This window comes from Thauera sp. WH-2 (genome assembly GCF_048321015.1).
In the GTDB taxonomy this organism is placed as follows: Bacteria; Pseudomonadota; Gammaproteobacteria; order Burkholderiales; family Rhodocyclaceae; genus Thauera.
In genome coordinates, this window is sequence record NZ_JBLWFG010000002.1 from 355,740 (window position 1) to 374,475 (window position 18,736).

Annotated in this window: 17 protein-coding genes; 7 read left to right on the forward strand and 10 right to left on the reverse strand. The window is 66.2% G+C overall.

All coding sequences use genetic code 11. The features are described 5' to 3' along the window. The first annotated feature begins 20 nt into the window (after window positions 1–20). Both ACNKW1_RS05935 and ACNKW1_RS05940 read left to right on the forward strand, forming a co-directional pair. A complete protein-coding gene (locus ACNKW1_RS05935) occupies window positions 21–788 on the forward strand; it encodes a class I SAM-dependent methyltransferase (RefSeq protein ID WP_418363657.1) in 768 nt (255 codons plus the stop codon). An 87-nt stretch (window positions 789–875) separates the two neighbouring features. Then, window positions 876–1,583 (forward strand): hypothetical protein, encoded by a 708-nt coding sequence (locus tag ACNKW1_RS05940; RefSeq protein WP_418363658.1) that lies wholly within the window; start codon window positions 876–878, stop codon window positions 1,581–1,583. A gap of 49 nt (window positions 1,584–1,632) precedes the next feature. Here the strand turns inward: ACNKW1_RS05940 and ACNKW1_RS05945 are convergent, their stop codons facing one another. Continuing rightward, complete coding sequence (locus ACNKW1_RS05945; protein WP_418363659.1) at window positions 1,633–2,262, reverse strand: response regulator; 630 nt, start codon at window positions 2,260–2,262, stop codon at window positions 1,633–1,635. Between the two features lie 246 nt (window positions 2,263–2,508). Between ACNKW1_RS05945 and ACNKW1_RS05950 the strand changes: the two genes are divergently transcribed. The 3 genes from ACNKW1_RS05950 to ACNKW1_RS05960 all read left to right on the forward strand — a co-directional run bounded on the left by ACNKW1_RS05950 (window position 2,509) and on the right by ACNKW1_RS05960 (window position 5,855). Then, window positions 2,509–3,432, forward strand: a complete 924-nt coding sequence (locus ACNKW1_RS05950) for an ABC transporter substrate-binding protein (protein WP_418363660.1) — start codon at window positions 2,509–2,511, stop codon at window positions 3,430–3,432. Then, window positions 3,429–5,342: an ATP-binding protein gene (locus tag ACNKW1_RS05955; protein ID WP_418363661.1), complete on the forward strand. Its 1,914-nt coding sequence runs from the start codon at window positions 3,429–3,431 to the stop codon at window positions 5,340–5,342. The genes ACNKW1_RS05950 and ACNKW1_RS05955 overlap by 4 nt, the downstream gene beginning before the upstream one ends. 90 nt (window positions 5,343–5,432) lie before the next feature. Then, a complete protein-coding gene (locus ACNKW1_RS05960) occupies window positions 5,433–5,855 on the forward strand; it encodes a PhaM family polyhydroxyalkanoate granule multifunctional regulatory protein (protein ID WP_418363662.1) in 423 nt (140 codons plus the stop codon). A 69-nt stretch (window positions 5,856–5,924) separates the two neighbouring features. On the opposite strand, the gene ACNKW1_RS05965 is transcribed toward ACNKW1_RS05960, so the two are convergent. From ACNKW1_RS05965 to ACNKW1_RS06000, 8 genes are all read right to left on the reverse strand, one after another. After that, window positions 5,925–7,112: a CaiB/BaiF CoA transferase family protein gene (locus ACNKW1_RS05965; protein WP_418363663.1), complete on the reverse strand. Its 1,188-nt coding sequence runs from the start codon at window positions 7,110–7,112 to the stop codon at window positions 5,925–5,927. A gap of 77 nt (window positions 7,113–7,189) precedes the next feature. Further along, the gene (locus tag ACNKW1_RS05970; RefSeq protein ID WP_418363664.1) at window positions 7,190–8,425 is read right to left on the reverse strand and encodes a phenylacetate--CoA ligase family protein; all 1,236 of its coding nucleotides are present in this window, start codon (window positions 8,423–8,425) and stop codon (window positions 7,190–7,192) included. A 52-nt stretch (window positions 8,426–8,477) separates the two neighbouring features. Then, a complete protein-coding gene (locus tag ACNKW1_RS05975; protein WP_418363665.1) occupies window positions 8,478–9,293 on the reverse strand; it encodes an ABC transporter ATP-binding protein in 816 nt (271 codons plus the stop codon). A 76-nt stretch (window positions 9,294–9,369) separates the two neighbouring features. After that, the gene (locus ACNKW1_RS05980) at window positions 9,370–10,701 is read right to left on the reverse strand and encodes an ABC transporter substrate-binding protein (protein ID WP_418363666.1); all 1,332 of its coding nucleotides are present in this window, start codon (window positions 10,699–10,701) and stop codon (window positions 9,370–9,372) included. A gap of 53 nt (window positions 10,702–10,754) precedes the next feature. Continuing rightward, window positions 10,755–11,831, reverse strand: a complete 1,077-nt coding sequence (locus ACNKW1_RS05985) for a branched-chain amino acid ABC transporter permease (RefSeq protein ID WP_418363667.1) — start codon at window positions 11,829–11,831, stop codon at window positions 10,755–10,757. Between the two features lie 15 nt (window positions 11,832–11,846). After that, complete coding sequence (locus tag ACNKW1_RS05990) at window positions 11,847–12,776, reverse strand: branched-chain amino acid ABC transporter permease (RefSeq protein ID WP_418363668.1); 930 nt, start codon at window positions 12,774–12,776, stop codon at window positions 11,847–11,849. A 12-nt stretch (window positions 12,777–12,788) separates the two neighbouring features. Continuing rightward, on the reverse strand, window positions 12,789–13,613 hold the full coding sequence (locus ACNKW1_RS05995) for an ABC transporter ATP-binding protein (RefSeq protein WP_418363669.1): 825 nt from the start codon (window positions 13,611–13,613) through the stop codon (window positions 12,789–12,791). Window positions 13,614–13,624: 11 nt separating this feature from the next. Next, window positions 13,625–15,610 (reverse strand): AMP-dependent synthetase/ligase, encoded by a 1,986-nt coding sequence (locus ACNKW1_RS06000; RefSeq protein WP_418363670.1) that lies wholly within the window; start codon window positions 15,608–15,610, stop codon window positions 13,625–13,627. Between the two features lie 320 nt (window positions 15,611–15,930). Here ACNKW1_RS06000 and ACNKW1_RS06005 point away from each other — a divergent pair, with 320 nt between their 5' ends. Both ACNKW1_RS06005 and ACNKW1_RS06010 read left to right on the forward strand, forming a co-directional pair. Then, on the forward strand, window positions 15,931–17,010 hold the full coding sequence (locus tag ACNKW1_RS06005) for a flagellar motor protein MotA (protein ID WP_418363671.1): 1,080 nt from the start codon (window positions 15,931–15,933) through the stop codon (window positions 17,008–17,010). Between the two features lie 3 nt (window positions 17,011–17,013). Further along, window positions 17,014–18,138 carry a peptidoglycan -binding protein gene (locus tag ACNKW1_RS06010; protein ID WP_418363672.1) on the forward strand — a complete coding sequence of 375 codons (1,125 nt, stop codon included), beginning with the start codon at window positions 17,014–17,016 and terminating at the stop codon, window positions 18,136–18,138. 98 nt (window positions 18,139–18,236) lie between these two features. Here the strand turns inward: ACNKW1_RS06010 and ACNKW1_RS06015 are convergent, their stop codons facing one another. Continuing rightward, window positions 18,237–18,644, reverse strand: coding sequence for a DUF2721 domain-containing protein (locus ACNKW1_RS06015; RefSeq protein WP_418363673.1), 408 nt, complete (start codon window positions 18,642–18,644; stop codon window positions 18,237–18,239). Window positions 18,645–18,736 lie beyond the last annotated feature (92 nt).

Sequence of the window (18,736 nt, forward strand, 5' to 3'; positions counted from 1 at the left end):
GTTCGCGCCCTCTGCCCACCATGCCTCCAGCCCTCAAAGCCCTTCTCGCCCAGATCATTGGCCTCGCCGGAGCCTTCGCGCTTGCGCGCGTGGGCGCGGTGACCGGCCTCTGGGCGCTGGTTGCAACGCAGGCCCTGCTCGCATGTGCCGCCTCAGCCGCACTGCGCAGCGCGCGCTGGTGGCTGCCGATTCATCTCGCATTTCTGCCTGCAGTGGTGGGGGTGCTCGGCCTGGGGCTGCGCCCGGAGTGGTTTCTCGCGGCCTTCCTGATGCTGGCGCTGGTGTACTGGAGCAGCTACCGAACCCAGGTTCCGCTCTATCTCAGCAACCGCCAGACCGCCGCTGCGGTAGCTGGCCTGATCCCGCCGCGGGCCGCGAAGGTGCTCGACATCGGCGCAGGAACCGGCTCCCTGCTGCGTCCGCTTGCGTCCAGCCGTCCCGACTGCGCGTTCACCGGCATCGAACTGGCGCCGGCCGCCTGGCTCATCGGCCGCCTGCTCGCCGGCAAGCAGGCCAATCTCGCGCTCCTGCGCGGCGATTTCTTTGCGCACGACTGGTCCGGCTACGATCTCGTCTACGCTTTCCTGTCGCCCGTCCCCATGCCCCGGGTGTGGGAGAAGGCCTGCAAGGGGATGCGGAGCGGCAGCCTTCTGGTGAGCAACAGCTTCCAGGTACCCGGCCGCGAGCCCGATGAAGTGATCGAGGTCGCCGACCGCCGCAATACGCGGCTGTTCGTGTACCGCATCGGTCCGGCGCAACGGCATCGAAGCGGTGAAATGACGCACTGAAACGCCGCTTTTCCGCCGCTTGCGCATTCCGCCCAGACCGGATAATGCACAGCATGAAACGGTCAGCTGGCAAAGGAATGTAGCGACATGGCGGAGATCATCTGCGTAATCGGCAACAAAGGTGGAACAGGCAAGACCACGCTCTCGCACATGCTGTGCCAGGGTCTGGGCCTGCTCGGACAGCGCGCCGCGTGCGTGCTCACCGACACTTCGCGCGAGCCGCTGACCCCGGGAGGGCGACGCTATGTGATCGCCGACGCCCGCACGCGTGACGCACTCACCAAAGTCGTCGACAAACTGCGCACGCTCGACAACTGGATCGGCGTCATCGACGGCGGCGGCAACCGGACCGAGATGGACCGAAAGCTCTACGCCCTATCGGATATCGTGCTGCTGCCATTCCGCGAGTCGCACGAAGACATCCGCACCGTGCTGCGCGACCTGGAGATGTTCCCCCGCGCCTACGCCATTCCCACCCAATGGCCGCACAACGCCTGGCAGCGCGAGGCCGCCGACCGCACCGTCGCGCAGTTGCTCGGGGCCTACCGCCATCGCATCCTGCGCCCGGTCAATGCCTTGTCCTCTTCGAAGCTGCTGCTGCAGAAGCAGGTTCCCGAGCAGTTGCCAACGCCGCTTGCAAATGCATGCCGCGCACTCGCGCGCCAAGTACTTGAAGTGCTGGAAATCGACTTCGCCGACACGTATGCGGAGGACGAGCGGGATGCCGAAGGCGAGCGCCTGCCCGCTGCCGAAATGCCGCTGCGCCTGAGCCACGGCGCCCGCCGCCCGCACTGAGGTACGACCCGGCGCCCACGACGGGCTCCAATCCGCCGCAGAAAGCACCTCAGAGCGTCGCGCCGCTGCGAGCGAGCGCCACCAGCGCCTGCGACCGACTGCCCACGCCGAGCGCACGGTAGATCGCGGTCATGTGGACCTTGACCGTACCTTCGCTCAAACCAAGCAGCTCTGCGATCTCACGGTTGCTGCGCCCGCCCACGAGCAATTCGAGCACGCGCCCTTGCGCCGCCGTCAGGCCAAAACGCTCCGCGGGCGTCAGGCCCCGCGCGGACGATGGACGGCCCCCCGTGCCGCAGGGCGTCGGCATGCCGCCGTCGAGCGCTTCGCGCACCGCCTGGGCCAGCACCTCTCCCGAGCTGGCCTTGGACACGAAGCCAGACGCTCCGGCCTTGAGCGCACGCCGGACCGATGCCTCGTCATCCATGGCCGAGACCACGATCGCCGGGATGTCCGGAAAGCGCTTGGCAAAGATCGACAGCAGCGAAAAGCCGTTCATGCCGGGCAACATCAGATCGATGATCGCCAGATCGACGTCTTCCCCGCGCTCCAGCAGCGCAAGTGCCTCATCGGCGCTGCCGGCCTCGATGCACTCCATGCCGGCCTCGACATGGGCCACGCGCTGGGCCATGGCCTCGCGCACAAGCGCGTGGTCCTCGATGATCAGAATCCTGGTCATAGCCCTCCAGTCGTACCCATTGCCGATTCGGTGACGCGTCCAACATATCACGACACGGGCTAACCCCCTCTATTCCATTCCGGAAAAAGCGGCGAGAATCGGCCCCCTGTTCCTTCCATCCGCCCGCTCGCCCAGCGCCGGTCCGCAACCCGGCCACCCACGATTGCCGCACATGCCCCGCCACCCCGATCGCCACAACCCGTTCCCCCGCATCGACCGGAGCCGGTGCACGCGGGTCGTGACGGCATGACCCGCGTGTCACGCCTGCTGTGCGTGCTTGCCGCCGGACTGATGCAGGTGACGGCGGCCGTTGCGCAAGCTCCGGTGCTCGTGCTCGCGCAGGGCGAAGACCCGGTGCATCAGGAAGCGGTGCGCGCCTTCAGCGCACGGCTGCAGGACATCGCTCCACAACTCACCGTCGCGGTACGGGAAGGCGGCGAGGTCGAGCGCGACGAGCTCGACACGGCGGCGCTTGTCGTGACGCTCGGGAGCGAAGCGGCCACCAACGCCGCACGCGCGGGATCCACGGCACCCATCCTGCATGCGCTGCTGTCGCGCAACGCCCTCGAAGGCCTCGAGCGCGGCGCTGCCTCCGGCCCATTCACGGCAATCGTGCTGGATCAGCCCGCAGCCCGCCAGGTGGCCCTGCTGCGCATGGCCCTCCCCGCACACACGCATATCGCCACCCTCTACGGCACCGCGAGCACGGCACACGCAAAGGCGCTGGCCGCTGCCGCCAGCACGGAGGGCCTTAGCGTGCGCACTGCGCTCGTGCGTAGTGAAGACGAACTCTACCCCGGGCTGCAGAAGGCGCTGCAGGCGCCGGCCGTGCTCGTGAGCCTGCCCGACACCACGGTGTTCAACCGCTACACAGTGCAGAACATCCTCATGACTGCCTACCGGCTGCGCTCACCGGTGCTGGGCCATTCCGCCGCCTATGTCCGCGCCGGAGCCGTGCTGGGCCTGTACACAAGTGCCACGCAGGCCGGGCACGAGGCCGCCGGGCTCGCGGCGCGCCTGCTCGCTGGCGACCCCATGCCGCCTCCGGCAGCACCGCGGCTATTCGAGGTTGGCGTCAACACCACCGTCGCACGCGCACTCGGACTCCAGCTGCAGCCAGCGGAGACGCTCACCCGCGCACTGATGCAGACCGAGGACGGCCAACGATGATCGGCCGCTGGGGCATCCGTGCACGGGTCACCTTCGTTGCCTTCGTCCCGATGCTGGTGCTCGCGACACTGATGACGGCAACCCACACCGGCCTGCGTCTCGCAGACCTGGACGAGGCACTCCGCGCACGCGCGCACGCCCATGCGCGACAGCTCGCGATCGCGAGCGAGTTTCCGCTCTTTTCCGGTGACCGCCTGCGCCTGCAGCAGATGTCCGAGGCACTGCTGCAGGAGGACGATATCGCAGCGGTGGCGATCGTCGGTGCCGAGGGCGCCATCCTTGCCAGCGCGGGCCAGCTTGCACCCTCGATGCCGGCGCCGCCAGTTGTCGCGCCGGATCGCGCGCAGACGGTCGCCGGCGAACGCTGGCTGCGCATCGTGGAGCCAATCCGCGCCAGCGAGTTGCCGATAGAGGACGCCTTCGAGCACCCTTCCTCCGCGACCACAAGACACAGGACGCCAGGTCTGGTGCTGGTCGACGTCTCACTCGAGCGCCTTCGTGCCCGTCACGCTGAACTGCTGCGCATCGCTGCGGGCTGGATGCTGGTCGTCGCCCTCGGCAGCCTGTTGCTGGCACGGCGCATGAGTCGCAGCGTCAGCGGACCGATCCGTGCGGTTGCCGACACGGTGCAGCGCATCGGCCGCGGCGAGCTTGATCAGCGCGTGGCCCCCAGCGGCGGAGGCAGTCTGCGCGCCTTGGCCGAAGGCGTGAACGAAATGGCTGCACGACTTGCCGACGCCCGCGCACTCATGAGCCGCCGCATCGATGAGGCCACGCTGGCGTTGCGCGCACGGACAGAGGAAGCCGAGCGCGCAAGTCTGGCGAAATCCCGCTTCCTCGCCGCAGCAAGCCACGACCTGCGACAGCCCCTGCACGCCCTCGGACTGTTTCTATCCCAACTCGCACATCAGGATCTGGACGCGCGCAGCCGCCAGATCACCGAAAGGCTGGTCGCCTCGACCGAGGCGATGGAGGGGCTGCTCGACAGCTTGCTCGACATTTCGCGCCTCGACGCCGGCGTCCTGGCGCCGAGCCCGGTGGCCTTCGACCTGCGGGGTAAGCTCGAACACATGCTCGCCCGGCACGCAGCCGACGCCGCCGAGCATGGTCTGGCGCTCCGCCTGCACTGCCCGCCCTGCTGGGCGCTCACCGACCCTCAGCTGTTCGAACGGATCGTGGACAACCTTCTCGGCAACGCCGTCCGTTACACCCCCTCCGGAACCGTCCTGCTCGCCTGCCGACGGCGCGGACAGAACTGGCGCGTGGAGGTACGCGACAGCGGCATCGGCATCCATGAGGACGCACAGCAGATCATCTTCCACGAGTTCGTCCAGCTCGAGAATGCCGAACGAGCGCGGGACAAGGGCATGGGCCTCGGGCTGGCGATCGTGCGCCGCCTGGTCGACCTGCTCGGACTCGAACTCTCGCTTCGCTCGGCCCCCGGCCGCGGCTCCGTGTTCGCGATCGAGCTTCAGGCCGCGGCACAGCCGAAACAGGTCGAGATCGATCAGGAAGCGCGGGCGATGGGCAACTTCGATGGGCTCCAGGTGCTCGCGGTGGATGACGATCCGCTCGCACTCGACGCCATGAGCCGTCTGCTCACCACGTGGGGCTGCGAGGTGCATCCGGCTCACGATGCCGAGGAGGCGATGGGGTGGCTGCGTAAGGGGGTCGTACCCGACATCCTCGTCACCGATCTGCGCCTGCGCGGCGAACGTGACGGGCTCGCACTCATGGACGAAGCCCGCGCCGTGCCCGGCCTGAGCCGGATGCCCGCGATCCTGGTGAGTGGCGACACCGCGCCCGAAACACTGGAGCGCGTCCATGCCGCCGGAGCCCACGTCCTTCACAAACCCGCTCGCCCTGCCCGGCTGCGGGCCCTCATCCACCGCCTGGTCGGCGTGAGCTGACGCGCGCCGCTGCGCATCGGGGCGCGTCACCGGCCGCCTCGCTTCGGTTAATATGAACGCATCAGTCCATTACCGAGCGGAGCGCAGACCATGTCTCAGGACCAGAACGCACAAGACCCCCTCGAATTCGTCCGGGGCATGTGGGGCCAGATGGGTTTCTCGCTGCCCGGCATGGTCACCCCGACCCTGGATGTCGATGAACTCGACAAGCGCATCAAGGACATGCGCGCAGTCGAAGGCTGGCTGAAGATGAACCTCAACATGTTGCAGATGAGCATCCAGGGGCTCGAGATGCAGCGCGCCGCACTCGCTGCGGTCAAGGCCATGAGCCAACAGGCCGCAGGCGAGTCGGGTGGGGAAACCGAGGGCAACCCCTTTGCCGCTGCAGCGTCGATGTGGCCGTGGAGCATGATGACCGGCGCTCCCACCGCAGAACAGGCTCCCACGCCCGAGGACGGCAGCGCCAAGAGCGGCGCACGTGGAACGCGACGCAAGACCGCACCGGACAAGTGACCGTGAGGGCATCCGCCCCCGCGGCGAATGCCCGATCTCGGCGACATCCAGAGGACGCCGCACCCTGCCTCAGACGACCCCTTGCGCCTGCAGGCGAGCGATCTCCGCATCGGACAGGCCGAGTGCCGCGAGAATCTGCGCGCTGTGCATCCCCACGCGCGCCGGCGCCGGACGCGCTTCTTGCGCAGCCGTCGGCTGCATTTGCAGCAGAGGGCCGAACTGGCGTACCCCGTCGACCTCCATGACCATGCCCCGCGCCCTGAGCTGCTCGTTTTCCAGACTCTCCTCCAGGCGCAACACGGGCGTTACGCAGCAATCCACAGCATCGAACACGGCGATCCATTCGCGCTGGCTGCGGCTGCGGAAGATCTCCGCGAGCGCACTCCGCACCCGCGCACCCGCCTCACCCTCGGCAAGGTGCCCCGGCTCGAGGTCCGGGCGCCCCAGCGTGCTGCACAGCAGCTTCCAGAACTTCTCTTCCAGCGCCCCCACCGCCATGTGGCGGCCGTCTGCGGTTTCATAGACGCCGTAGCACGGTACGCCACCACTGAGCAGCGCTTCGCCGCGCGGCCTGACCCGCCCGTGGGCGAGCACCTCGGTGAGCGGGAAAATCGCATGGGCGAAGCTGGCATCGGTCATCGAGACGTCCACATGGCGCCCGCTGCCGCTTCGCTGTGCGGCGAAGAGCGCGACCATGATGCCCATCGCGGCGCTCATGGTTCCACCGAGCAGATCGCCTACCTGAACGTTGGAGAGCGCCGGCGCGCTGCCGGCCAGGCCGATCTGGTCCAGCACGCCCGCGTAGCCGAGGTAATTGATGTCGTGGCCCGCACGTGCCGCATACGGGCCGGTCTGGCCGTAGCCAGTGATACTGCACAGCACCAGACGAGGATTGCGCGCGGCAAGCACATCGTAGCCCAGGCCCAGGCGCGCCATCACGCCGGGGCGAAAGCCCTCGACGACGACGTCCGCGCACTCCACGAGGCGCAGGAAAAGATCGCGCCCCTCGGGGTGCTTGAGGTCCAGACGCAGGCTCTGCTTGTTGCGATTGACGATCTGGTAGAACCAGCTCGTTTCACCGCCCATCGCGCCCATCGTGCGCGCGTAGTCGCCCGCGCCGGTGTCCTCGACCTTGATCACCTCGGCACCGAAGTCGCCAAGGTGCTGGGTCGCCAGTGGCCCCGGCAGGAGACGAGTGAGATCCAGGATACGCACGCCCTCGAGCGGGGCGCGCGGCGCGGTTTCGCGATCGTGCATGCAGCCTCCGGTAATACGGACGGCCACCGCGCCCGGTGGCCGCCGGGCGCAACCGCCCGAGGCGGCCACGCGTGACGTTACTGATAGACCCTGAGGTCGTCGATGACCTTGCCATCGTTGGCAAGTGCGCCCGACGGCAGGAAGGCGACCTCGCCGCGCAGCTTGGTGACCTCGCGGATGCTGGCCGAGATGGCGCTGGCCAGCGCTTCGCTGCCACCGCCAGCCGCCTCGCACATCAGGGTCATGCGGTCGTTGAGGCCCGGATTATCCACCACGAGGCGGGCACGGGTCACCTCCGGGTGGCGGCGCACCACCTGCGCGACCTGGCCGGGATGCACGAACATGCCCTTGACCTTTGTGGTCTGGTCGGCACGTCCCATCCATCCCTTGATGCGTACGTTCGTCCGGCCGCAGGGTGAGCTGCCGGGCAGCACGGCGGACAGGTCGCCGGTGCCGAACCGGATCAGCGGATAGTCGGGATTGAAGGTGGTCACCACCACCTCGCCCACTTCACCGGGCGCAACCGGGTCACCCGTACCCGGACGCACGATCTCGAGCAGGATATCCTCATCCACCACCATGCCCTCGCGAGCAGGGGTTTCATAGGCAATCAGGCCGATGTCCGCGGTAGCATAGGCTTGGCAGGCCTCGATCCCGCGCGCGGCGAAGGCTTCGCGCACGCTGGGCGGAAAGGCTTCACCCGAGACGAAGGCCTTGGTGAAGGATACGACAACGCCCAACTCGTCTGCCTTGTCGAGCAGGATGCGCAGAAAGGATGGCGTGCCCACGTATGCGTTCGGCCGAAGGTCGGCGATTGCCGCAAGCTGCTGCTCGGTCTGCCCCACGCCGGCCGGGAAAACCGTGCAGCCGAGGGCGTGCGCGGCAGTCTCCATCATCGATCCGGCGGGCGTGAAGTGGTAGGAGAAGGTGTTGTGCACCAGATCGCCGGCACGGAAACCCGCGGCGAACAACGCACGCGCCAGGCGGTAGTAGTCGGGTCCCGCACCCTCGGGTTCGTAGAGCGGACCGGGCGAGGCAAACACGCGCCGGCAGGCCGCGCCCCAGCCGATCGCCGCAAACCCGCCAAAGGGGCGTGCGCCCTTCTGCAGTTCAAGGAGTTCGGACTTGCGGATGACCGGCAGTGTAGCGAGCGCCGCGCGGCTGGTGACCGAGTCCGGGTCAACGTCGGCCAGCAGCCGCCCGAAGGCAGGTGCTGCAGCACGTGCGTGTGCGATCTGCGCCGGTAGCCGGGCCAGCAACTCGCGTTCGCGGATCTCGGGGTCGCGGGTTTCCCGCGCATCGTGGAAAGTCATCTCGGCATCCCTGCTCGCTGGGTGGTTGTCTCGGATTCGGGCCTGCACCGGCTCAGCTCAGCCACCGCTTGCGGCGGCGGTAATGCTTGATGTCGCGGAAGCTCTTGCGCCCCTCACCCGAGAGCCCGAGGTAGAACTCCTTGACGTCCTCGTTGGTGGACAACTCGCTCGCCGCGCCTTCCATGACGATGCGGCCGTTCTCCATGATGTAGCCGAAATCGGCGTAGCGAAGCGCGACCATGGTGTTCTGTTCGGCGAGCAGAAAGCTCACCTTTTCCTTGGTGTTGAGATCCTTCACGATCTCGAACACCTCTTCGACGATCAGCGGCGCCAGGCCCATCGAAGGTTCGTCGAGCAGCACCAGCTTCGGCTTGGCCATGATTGCGCGCCCGATCGCGCACATCTGCTGTTCACCGCCCGAGGTATAGGCTGCCTGGCTGTTGCGGCGCGTCTTCAGGCGGGGGAAATAGGTGTAGACCTTCTCCAGCGTCTCCTCGACCGCGGCCTTGCCGTCGGTGCGTGTGTAGGCGCCGGTGCGCAGGTTCTCCTCGATGGTCAGGTGGCCGAAACAATGGCGGCCCTCCATGACCTGCACGACGCCGCGCTTGACGAGGTCGGCGGGGGTCAGCGCTTCGACGCGCTCGCCCTTGTATTCGACCGAACCCTTGGTCACCTCGCCGCGTTCGCCCTTGAGCAGGTTGCTGACCGCACGCAGGGTGGTGGTCTTGCCCGCGCCGTTGCCGCCCAGCAGCGCAACGATGCTGCCCTCCTGCACCGAAAGCGACACGCCCTTCAGCACGAGGATGACGTGGTTGTAGATGACCTCGATGTTATTGACGCTGAGGAAGGCTGGGTTGGGTGCGTTCATGTTCGATTCCAGGGAAAGTCCTCCGCACCACGCGGTGCGGAGGCACGTTTCAACTCAGTTTCAACGCGGTTTCGACTTATTCCGCGCACTGCTCCGCGGTACGGCGCTGGATGCCCTTCTCAGCCGCATACTTGCTCGCCGCCTCGAGCACCATCGGACGCAGCACCTTGTCGTCGGCCTGATACCAGTCGGAACTGAACGCCCACTTGCTGCCGTCCCAGGAGTGCACGCGCACCCACGACGCACCCATGTGGTCGGTGCAGGAGGTCTGCACCGGGCGCATCACGCCGGCGAAGCCCATGGCGTCGAGCTTGCCCTGGTCGAGGTTGAGATTCTCCAGACCCCAGCGCACCTGCTCGCCGGTCATGACCTTGCCCTTGCCGTAGCGCTCCTGCGCCTGGCGCACGCCTTCCACGCCCAGCATGGCCGAGATCAGGCCGCGCATGTACAGCACGGAGCCAACCTCATCCTTCGGACCCGTACCCTGGCCCTTGTCGTGCACCATGGCGAGCATGTCCTTGACGACCTTGCTGTTCGGCTCGGCGCCGTGCTGCAGCGCAAGCGCGCTGTAGCCCTTGGCACCGGCACCGACGTCCTTGACGTCCGGTTCCGCGCCCGCCCACCAGATACCCAGCATCTTCTCACGCGGATAGCCGGTGGCCTGCGCTTCCTTGATTGCGGTGGAGTTCATCACGCCCCAGCCCCACAGCAACACATGGTCCGGACGATCGCGGCGAATCTGCAGCCAGGTGGCCTTCTGCTCCACGCCCGGGTGGGCGACCGGCAGGAGTTGCAGATCGAAGCCGTGCATCTTGGCACGCTCCTGCAGCACCGGGATCGGCTCCTTGCCGAAGGGGCTGTCGTGATAGACGAGCGCAATCTTCTTGCCCTTGAGATTGTCCAGCCCACCCATCTCCTTGGCGACGTGCTGGATGGCAACGTCCGCACCGACCCAGTAGGTGCCCAGCAGCGGGAAGTTCCAGGTGAACACCGAGCCATCCTGCGACTCGCTGCGGCCATAGCCGGCGGTGATCAGCGGGATCTTGTCGGCCGTCGCCTTGTCGGTGAGCGCGAAGGTCACCCCGGTCGAAAGGCTCTGGAACAGCGTTGCGTTCTTGCCCTTCAGGCGCTCGTAACACTCCACGCCGCGGTCGGTGGCGTAGCCGAACTCGCACTCCTCGTACGAGAGCTTGACGCCGTTGACGCCGCCCTGGGCGTTGATCAGCTTCAGGTAATCGACATAACCGTTGGCCCAGGGGTTGCCGTTGGCGGCATAGGCGCCGGTGCGATAGACCAGCACCGGAAAGAACTGCTCCTGCGCTTGAGCCTGGGCGGCGGTGGGGAACACGGCGGACGACAGGCCCACCGACGCGATGGCGGCCGCGAGGGCCAGGGAACGGAATTTCATGAGTCTCCTCCTTTTATATGCTGCATGGGCACTGCGGGAAATGAAACGCTGCATCAGTGCGGGAAGGGCCACAGACGCAGCTTCTGCTTGGCGATCGACCACAGACGGGCGAGGCCATGCGGCTCGACGATCAGGAAGAAGATGATCAGCGAACCGAAGATGATGAACTCGGCATGGGACACGCCGGCGGTCGATACCGAAATGCCGACCAGGCCACCGAGGAAGGGCAGGAACTGGTTCAGGAAGATCGGCAGGACGACGATGAAGGCCGCGCCGAAGAAGCTGCCCATGATCGACCCCATGCCACCGATGATGACCATGAACAGCAGTTGGAAGGAGCGATCGACCGAGAACGCCGCCGGCTCCCACGACCCCAGGTAGACGAACCCCCACAGCGCACCGGCCACGCCGACGAAGAAGGAGCTGACCGCAAACGCCGATAGCTTGGAGAACATCGGGCGGATGCCGATGACCTCGGCGGCCACGTCCATGTCGCGGATCGCCATCCACTGGCGGCCAATGGCCGCGCGGGTCAGGTTCTTGGCGATCACCGCGAACACCACCACGAAGGCGAGGCAGAACAGGTACTTCTCCACCGGCGAGTCGATCACCCAGCCCAGCACCTCGAGTTTGGCAACCGACACCGAACCGGACGAGGAGTAGTTGGTGAACCAGCCGATGCGCAGGAAGGCCCAGTCGCACAGGAACTGCGCCGCCAACGTCGCCACTGCAAGGTAGAGGCCGCGCACGCGCAGGCTGGGGATGCCGAACAGGATGCCGAACGCCGCCGCCGCTGCACCCCCGAGCAGCATCGCCAGCACCAGCGGCATGCCATCGATGCGCACCATGAAGTTGTAAGCAGCATACGCCCCGATCGCCATGAAGGCGCCCGCCCCCAGCGTGATCTGGCCGCAATAGCCGACCAGCAGGTTCACCCCCAGCGCGGCCAGCGACAGCACCAGGAAGGGAATCAGGATGGCGCGGAACATGTACTCGTCGGCCAGCATCGGCACCGCAAGCACGGCGAAGGCGATCAACCCGTAGACGAACCACTTGTCCTGGGCGATGGTGAAAATTTGTTGGTCGGCCGCGTAGCTCGTCTTGAACTGGCCGTTTTCGCGATAGAACACTGTTATGTCTCCCGGTCAGACGCGGTTGATGATCTTTTCGCCGAACAGACCCTGCGGTCGGAACAGCAGCACAATCAGCGCCATCACATAGGCGAACCAGATCTCGATGCCGCCACCGACGAAGGGGCCGAGGTACACCTCGGAGAGCTTCTCGCCGACGCCGATGATCAGGCCGCCGACGATCGCGCCCGGCACTGAGGTCAGGCCGCCGAGAATCACCACCGGCAACGCACGCAGGGCGACGGTGACGAGCGAGAACTGCACGCCCATCTTGGAGCCCCAGATGATGCCGGCCACCAGCGCCACCAGACCCGCCACGCACCACACGATCACCCAGGTCTTGTTGAGCGGGATGCCCACCGACTGCGCCGCCTGATGGTCGTCCGCCACCGCACGCAGGGCGCGGCCGATCGCGGTCTTCTGGAAGAAGATGGTGAGGCCGCCCACCAGCACCGCCGCCAGCGCCGCAGCGATGAAGTCCTCCTTGTTGATCATGACGCCGCCTTCGATGAGGCCCTCGAACATGATCACCGGATCCTTCGGCATGCCCACGTTGATCGAGTAGATCTCGCTGCCGAAGAAGGTCTGGCCGAGGCCCTCGAGCACATAGGCGATACCCAGCGTCACCATCAGCAGCGTTGCGCCCTCCTGGTTCACCAGTTTGCGCAGCACGAAGCGCTCCACCGCCCAGGCCACCGCAAACATGACCAGGCCAGCACCGACGATGCCGATCACGTTGGCCAGGAAGAGGCTGTCACCGCCGAGTGCCGCGTTGCTCCACTCGGAGAAGCGGGCCATCGCCAGCGCAGCCACCAGTACCATCGCCCCCTGGGCGAAGTTGAACACCCCCGAGGCCTTGAAGATGAGCACGAAGCCCAGGGCGACCAGCGCATACAACATGCCGGTCATCAGCCCACCCAACATCGTTTCGATAAAGAATCCCATGTCCCGCTCCGCTCAGTGACCGCTGCCCAGGTAGGCGTTGATGACATCCTGGTTGTTCCGGACTTCGTCCGGCGTCCCGTCGCCGATCTTCTTGCCGTAATCGAGCACCACCACGCGGTCGGAGATGTCCATGACCACGCCCATGTCGTGTTCGATCAGCACGATCGTGGTGCCAAACTGGTCGCTGATGTCGAGGATGAAGCGGCACATGTCTTGCTTTTCCTCAACGTTCATGCCCGCCATCGGCTCGTCGAGCAGCAGGATCTGCGGCTCCATCGCCAGCGCGCGACCGAGGTCGACACGCTTCTGCAGACCGTAGGGCAGCGCCCCCACGGGCGTCTTGCGGATGTGCTGGATCTCGAGGAAGTCGATGATCTCCTCGACCTTCTCGCGGTGCGCGATCTCCTCGCGCAGCGCCGGACCGAGCCAAAGCGCCTGCTGGAAGATGTTGCACTTCATCTTCAGGTTGCGCCCGGTCATGATGTTGTCGAGCACGCTCATGCCCTTGAACAGCGCGATGTTCTGGAAGGTGCGTGCGATCCCCTGCTGGGCCGCCATGTGCGGCTCCATCTTCTTGCGCTCCTCGCCGCGGAACATGATGCGGCCTTCCTGCGGGTGGTAGACGCCGTTGATCACGTTCAGCATCGAACTCTTGCCCGCGCCGTTGGGGCCGATGATGGCCCGCACCTCGTGCTCGCGGATGTTGAAGCTGATGTCGGTGAGCGCCTTGACGCCCCCGAAACGCAGCGAAATGTTCTGCAGGTCGAGGATCACGTCGCCGAACCGGCGCCCGGCCTGCGCCCCGGTCGGGGCGGTGTTCATGTCGGTCATGTTCATGCCTCGTCTCCTCAGGCCGCCTGCTTGCCGGCCTGCGCCGCGAAGGTCTTCACTTCCTCGATGCGAAGATCGGCGGAAACCTTGCCGGTGCGGCCGTCCTCGTATTTCACCTGGGTCTCGATGTACTGGCTCTTGCGGCCCTCGAACAGGGCATCGATCAGCACACCGTACTTCTCCGCGATGAAGTTGCGCCGCACCTTGCGCGTGCGGGTCAGTTCCCCGTCATCGGCATCGAGTTCCTTGTGCAGGATCAGGAAGCGCTTGATCTGCGAGCCGCTCATGTTGGGGTCCGCGGCCAGATCGGCATTGACCTTCTCCACGCAGTCACGGATCAGTTCGTACACCGCACCCTGCTGGGCGAGGTCGGCGTAGCCGGAGTAGGCCATGCCCTTCTTCTCCGCCCAGTTGCCCACCGCCTCGAGGTCGATGTTGATGAAGGCGGTCGCGAACGCCTTGCCGTTACCGAAGGTGACCGCTTCCTTTACATGCTGGAAGAACTTGAGCTTGTTCTCGATGTAGTTGGGCGCAAACATCGTGCCGTCGGCCATCTTGCCGACATCCTTGGCGCGGTCGATGATCTTCAGGTGCCCATCCTCGTCGAAGAAGCCGGCGTCGCCAGTCATGAAGTAGCCTTCGGCGTTGATCGACTCGGCAGTGGCGTCCGGGCGCTTGTAATAGGCCTTGAGCAGCATCGGCCCCTTGACCAGGATCTCGCCGTTGTCGGCGAGCTTGACCTCGACGAAAGGCGCCGGCTTGCCCACCGAATCAAGCTTGATCTCTCCGTCGGGCTGCAGGCACACATAGGCGCAGGTCTCGGTCTGGCCGTAGAGCTGCTTGAGGTTGATGCCGATCGAGCGGTAGAAGCGGAACAGGTCCGGACCGATCGCCGCACCTGCGGTGTAGGCGACGCGGATCCGGCTCATGCCGAGCACGTTCTTCAGCGGCCCGTACACCAGCAGGTTGCCCAGCCAGTACTGGAAGCGATCGCCCCCCGACACCGGCTTGCCGTCCAGAATGTCGGCGCCACAGCGACGGGCGACGTCCATGAAGTGGTGGAAGACCTTGCGCTTGAGGCTACCGGCATCCTCCATGCGAATCATGACCTGGGTGAGCAGGTTCTCGAACACGCGCGGCGGGGCGAAGTAGTAGGTCGGGCCGATCTCGCGCAGGTCGGTCATCACCGTTTCACCCGACTCCGGGCAATTGATGGTGAATCCGGCGACCGTGGCCTGCGCGAACGAGAACAGGTGATCCCCCACCCAGGCCATCGGCAGGTAGGACAGGATGTCCTCCTTGTCGGTGAGCTTGTCGAACAGGATCGCACCGCGCGCCGCGGCGACGAAAGCGCCGTGCGTCTGGCACACGCCCTTGGGCTTGCCGGTGGTGCCCGAGGTGTACAGCATGATCGAGATGTCGTCGGAGGCGCCCTTGTCGATCTCGCCCGTCAGGAAGTCCGGCTGGTTGCGGTCGTGAATGCGGCCCATCTCCTGCAACTCATCCAGCCCCTTGAGCATGGTCTGGGCGTAGTGGCGCATGCCCCGCGGGTCGTCGTAGATCACGTGCTCCAGCATCGGCGCCTCGGGCAGGATCTCGAGCATCTTGTCGACCTGCTCCTGATCCTCGACCACCGCGAAGCGGATCTCGGCATCCTGCAGCACATAGACCATCTCCTGCGCCACCGCATCCTGGTACAACATGACCGGGATGCCGCCAAGGCACTGGCATGCCGCGACGGACCAGTACAGGCGCGGACGGTTGTCACCGACGATGGCGAGCCGGTCGCCGCGCTTGAAGCCGAGTTCCGCCAGCCCGCAGGCGATTGCACGAACATTCTCGGCAACCTGCGCCCACGTGTAGGTCTGCCAGATTCCGTACGCCTTCTCTCGCATCGCCGCCTGCTGCGGACGTACCTGTGCGTGATGCATCAGGTAGCGCGGGAAGGTGTCCAGCACCACTTCGCCCTGACGGTGGTCGGACGCGCTCATGCGTGTGTCCATTCCACACTCCTCCTTTGGTTGTCCCTGTCTGGACGCTGCGCCGCGGCCGCTTCGTGATCTTGTCGTGGCTCGGGCGGGACGCCGACGAGCGTCCGATCCAGTTGAGGCTGGAGTGTGGCAAGGCACCTTTCCGCAACTGTTTGTGGAATGTACTGAATTGTTGCAACCGGGCGAAAAGTGCCGGCGCCTCGCAACTGGAGCCTCCAATCGACAAATCAGCGGTTGCCGGACTGACTGGGCAAGCCCGTTCGCGCTAGACTCGCGCCTGCCCGGTCTTTCGCTCCGGGCAGATGCCGTCACCCTCACCCGGAACACGCCCGATGGAACGCAAGGACTTCACCAAACCCGTCCACGTCACGACCTGGATGGCCGTCTTTCTCGCACTTGTGGCCGTTCTCGCGGCCGCGCTCGTTCCCCAGCTCAAGCATGCGTTTCTCGCCAACGGCGCCTTCAACGGCGTGATCCTGTTCGTGCTTGCCGTGGGCATCCTCGTCAACCTGCGCCAGGTCTGGCGACTGCAGCGCGAAGTGCTGTGGATCGAGGCGTTCCAGCAGTCGGACGGGGGCCCGGCGCAAACCGGCCTGCGTCCGGTCCTGCTCGCTCCGATGGCCCGCCTGCTGTCCAGCCGCAAGCGCGGTCAGTTCCACCTCTCCCCGGCATCCACCCGCTCGATCCTCGACAGCGTGCAGATCCGCCTCGAGGAACAGCGCGATCTGTCCCGCTACCTGATCGGGCTGCTGATCTTCCTCGGCCTGCTCGGCACCTTCTGGGGACTGCTCGCAACCATCCGCTCGATCGGCGAGATCATCGGCAACCTGAGCGTGGGCAGCGACCCGGTGGCCATGTTCGAGGCGCTCAAGACCAAGCTCGACGCGCCCCTGGGTGGCATGGCGACCAGTTTCTCGACCTCGTTGTTCGGTCTTGCCGGCTCGCTCGTCGTCGGCTTCCTCGACCTCCAGTCCGGCCACGCGCAGAACCGTTTCTACAATGAACTTGAAGAGTGGCTCTCGAACATCACCAAGCTGCCCTCGGGCGTCGGCATGGAGGGCGAGGGCAACGTACCCGCCTACGTACAGGCGCTGCTCGAGCAGACCGCCGAGAGCATCGAGCGCATGCAGCGCTCGGCGGCCGAGTCCGAGCGCGAGCGTCGTGTCACCGCCGAGCACCTGGGCGAGCTCAACAACCAGCTCACCCGCCTGGCCGACCTCATCGGCCGCGAATCACGTGATCTGTCCGCACTCTCGGCCACCCAGGACGACCTGCGCGGCCTGATCCGCCAGCTTGCCCAGCAGCCCGCACAGGGCGCGCAGTTCACCGAGGACCTGCGCGCCGAGCTGCGCCTGCTCTCGCGAACCATCGGCGCAGCGCTGGGCGGTGCTTCCGGCAACAAGGCGGACTGAGCCATGGCCCGACTCGCCCGCCGCCGGCCACTGGACTTCTGGCCCGGCTTCGTGGACGCGCTCGCATCACTGCTGATGGTGATGGTGTTCGTGATCCTGGTGTTCGTGATCGGCCAGTTCGTGCTCGCCGACGCGGTCAGCGGCCGCGACCGCGCGCTCGCCCAACTGAACGCCGAGCTCGCCGTACTCGCGCAGACCCTGAGCCTGGAGAAGTCCGCGCGCGAACGTGCGGACGTCATGGTGGGCGAGCTGAGCGCCTCACTCACCGCCTCGGAGCGAGAGCGCGAAGCGCTGAGCAGCGAGCTGCTCGCCTCGCGCGACGAACTGCACGCTGCGCAGGACGAGGCCAAGACGCAGCGCGAGGAGGCCGCGCGCCTGTCGGCCGACATCGCGGCGCTCCAGAAGCTCAAGGCCGAACTCGAGGCCGAGGCCGCGCGCCTGGCGGGTGCGCTCGATACCTCGGAGCGTGGGCTGAAGGAACAGCAGGAGATGTCGGCCGCTGCGATCGCTCAGGTCGAACTGCTCAATCGCCAGCTTGCCGCGGTGCGCGAACAGCTCGAACAGCTCAACAATGCGCTGGCCAGCGCCGAGGCCGCAGCACGCGACAAGGACCTCAAGCTCGAAGAGCTCGGGCGCGAGCTCAACCTCGCGCTGGCCGCCCGCGTGAAGGAACTCGCACGTTACCGCTCCGAGTTCTTCGGGCGTTTGCAGGCCGTACTCGGCGACCGCAAGGACGTGCAGATCGTCGGCGACCGCTTCGTTTTTTCCAGCGAGGTGCTGTTCCCCACGGCCTCGGACGAGGTCAGCCCCGACGGGTTCATTCAGCTCACCCGTCTGGCAGAAACCCTGAAAACCCTCTCTGCGGAGATGCCGAAGGATCTGCCCTGGGTGCTCCAGGTCGATGGCCATACCGATCGCCGGCCGATCTCCACCGCGCGCTTCCCATCGAACTGGGAGCTTTCGACCGCGCGTGCGCTCGCCATCGTGAAATTCCTGCGCAGCCAGGGCGTTCCGCCCGAGCGCCTCGCCGCCACCGGCTATGGCGAGTTCCACCCGCTGGACACGGCAGGCACCGAGGCGGCCCACGCGCGCAACCGGCGCATCGAGCTCAAGCTGACCAGCCGCTGAGCGCGCCGCAGCCGTGCTGTTCGTCGTGGGTGCGGGCAACCCCGCCCCACGACGAACAGCGGCGCCGCCCACCGTACGCGCTTCAGGTCCAGCCGGTTTCAGGCGCCGCGGTCCCGCCTGCTTCCGGCCTTCTCGAGATCCTGCACCACCACCGACAGCGCCTCGGTCGAGATCAGCACCTCGATCAGCGACAGCACGAGCGACATCGCCAGGATCACGATGCTGATCCCGAACATCCATTGCCCCGCGGTCTGCGCCTCGACGAAGAGCGCAAACATCGACAGCGCACAGAGCAGGAAGCTGAGCACCCCGAAGCCCTGCATGTACTGGGTCAGCATGATCCGCCGCTTCAACCCTGGCAGTTGGCACTGCACCAACGGCGCCGCGCGATCGCTGGAGGCGTTGAGTTGCCGGATCACCTGCGCGAGCGTGAGGAAGCGGTTCGTATATGCGAGCAAGAGCAGTGAAATCGCCGGGAACAGCAGCGCAGGGGTGGTGAGGTTCATCGCGAATCCGGGCCTGTTGCGGAACACCGCATTCTATCGCCCAGCGCAGAGTGCGCCCCACGAGAAGAGCGCCCGACGGTCTCAAGGGCCCC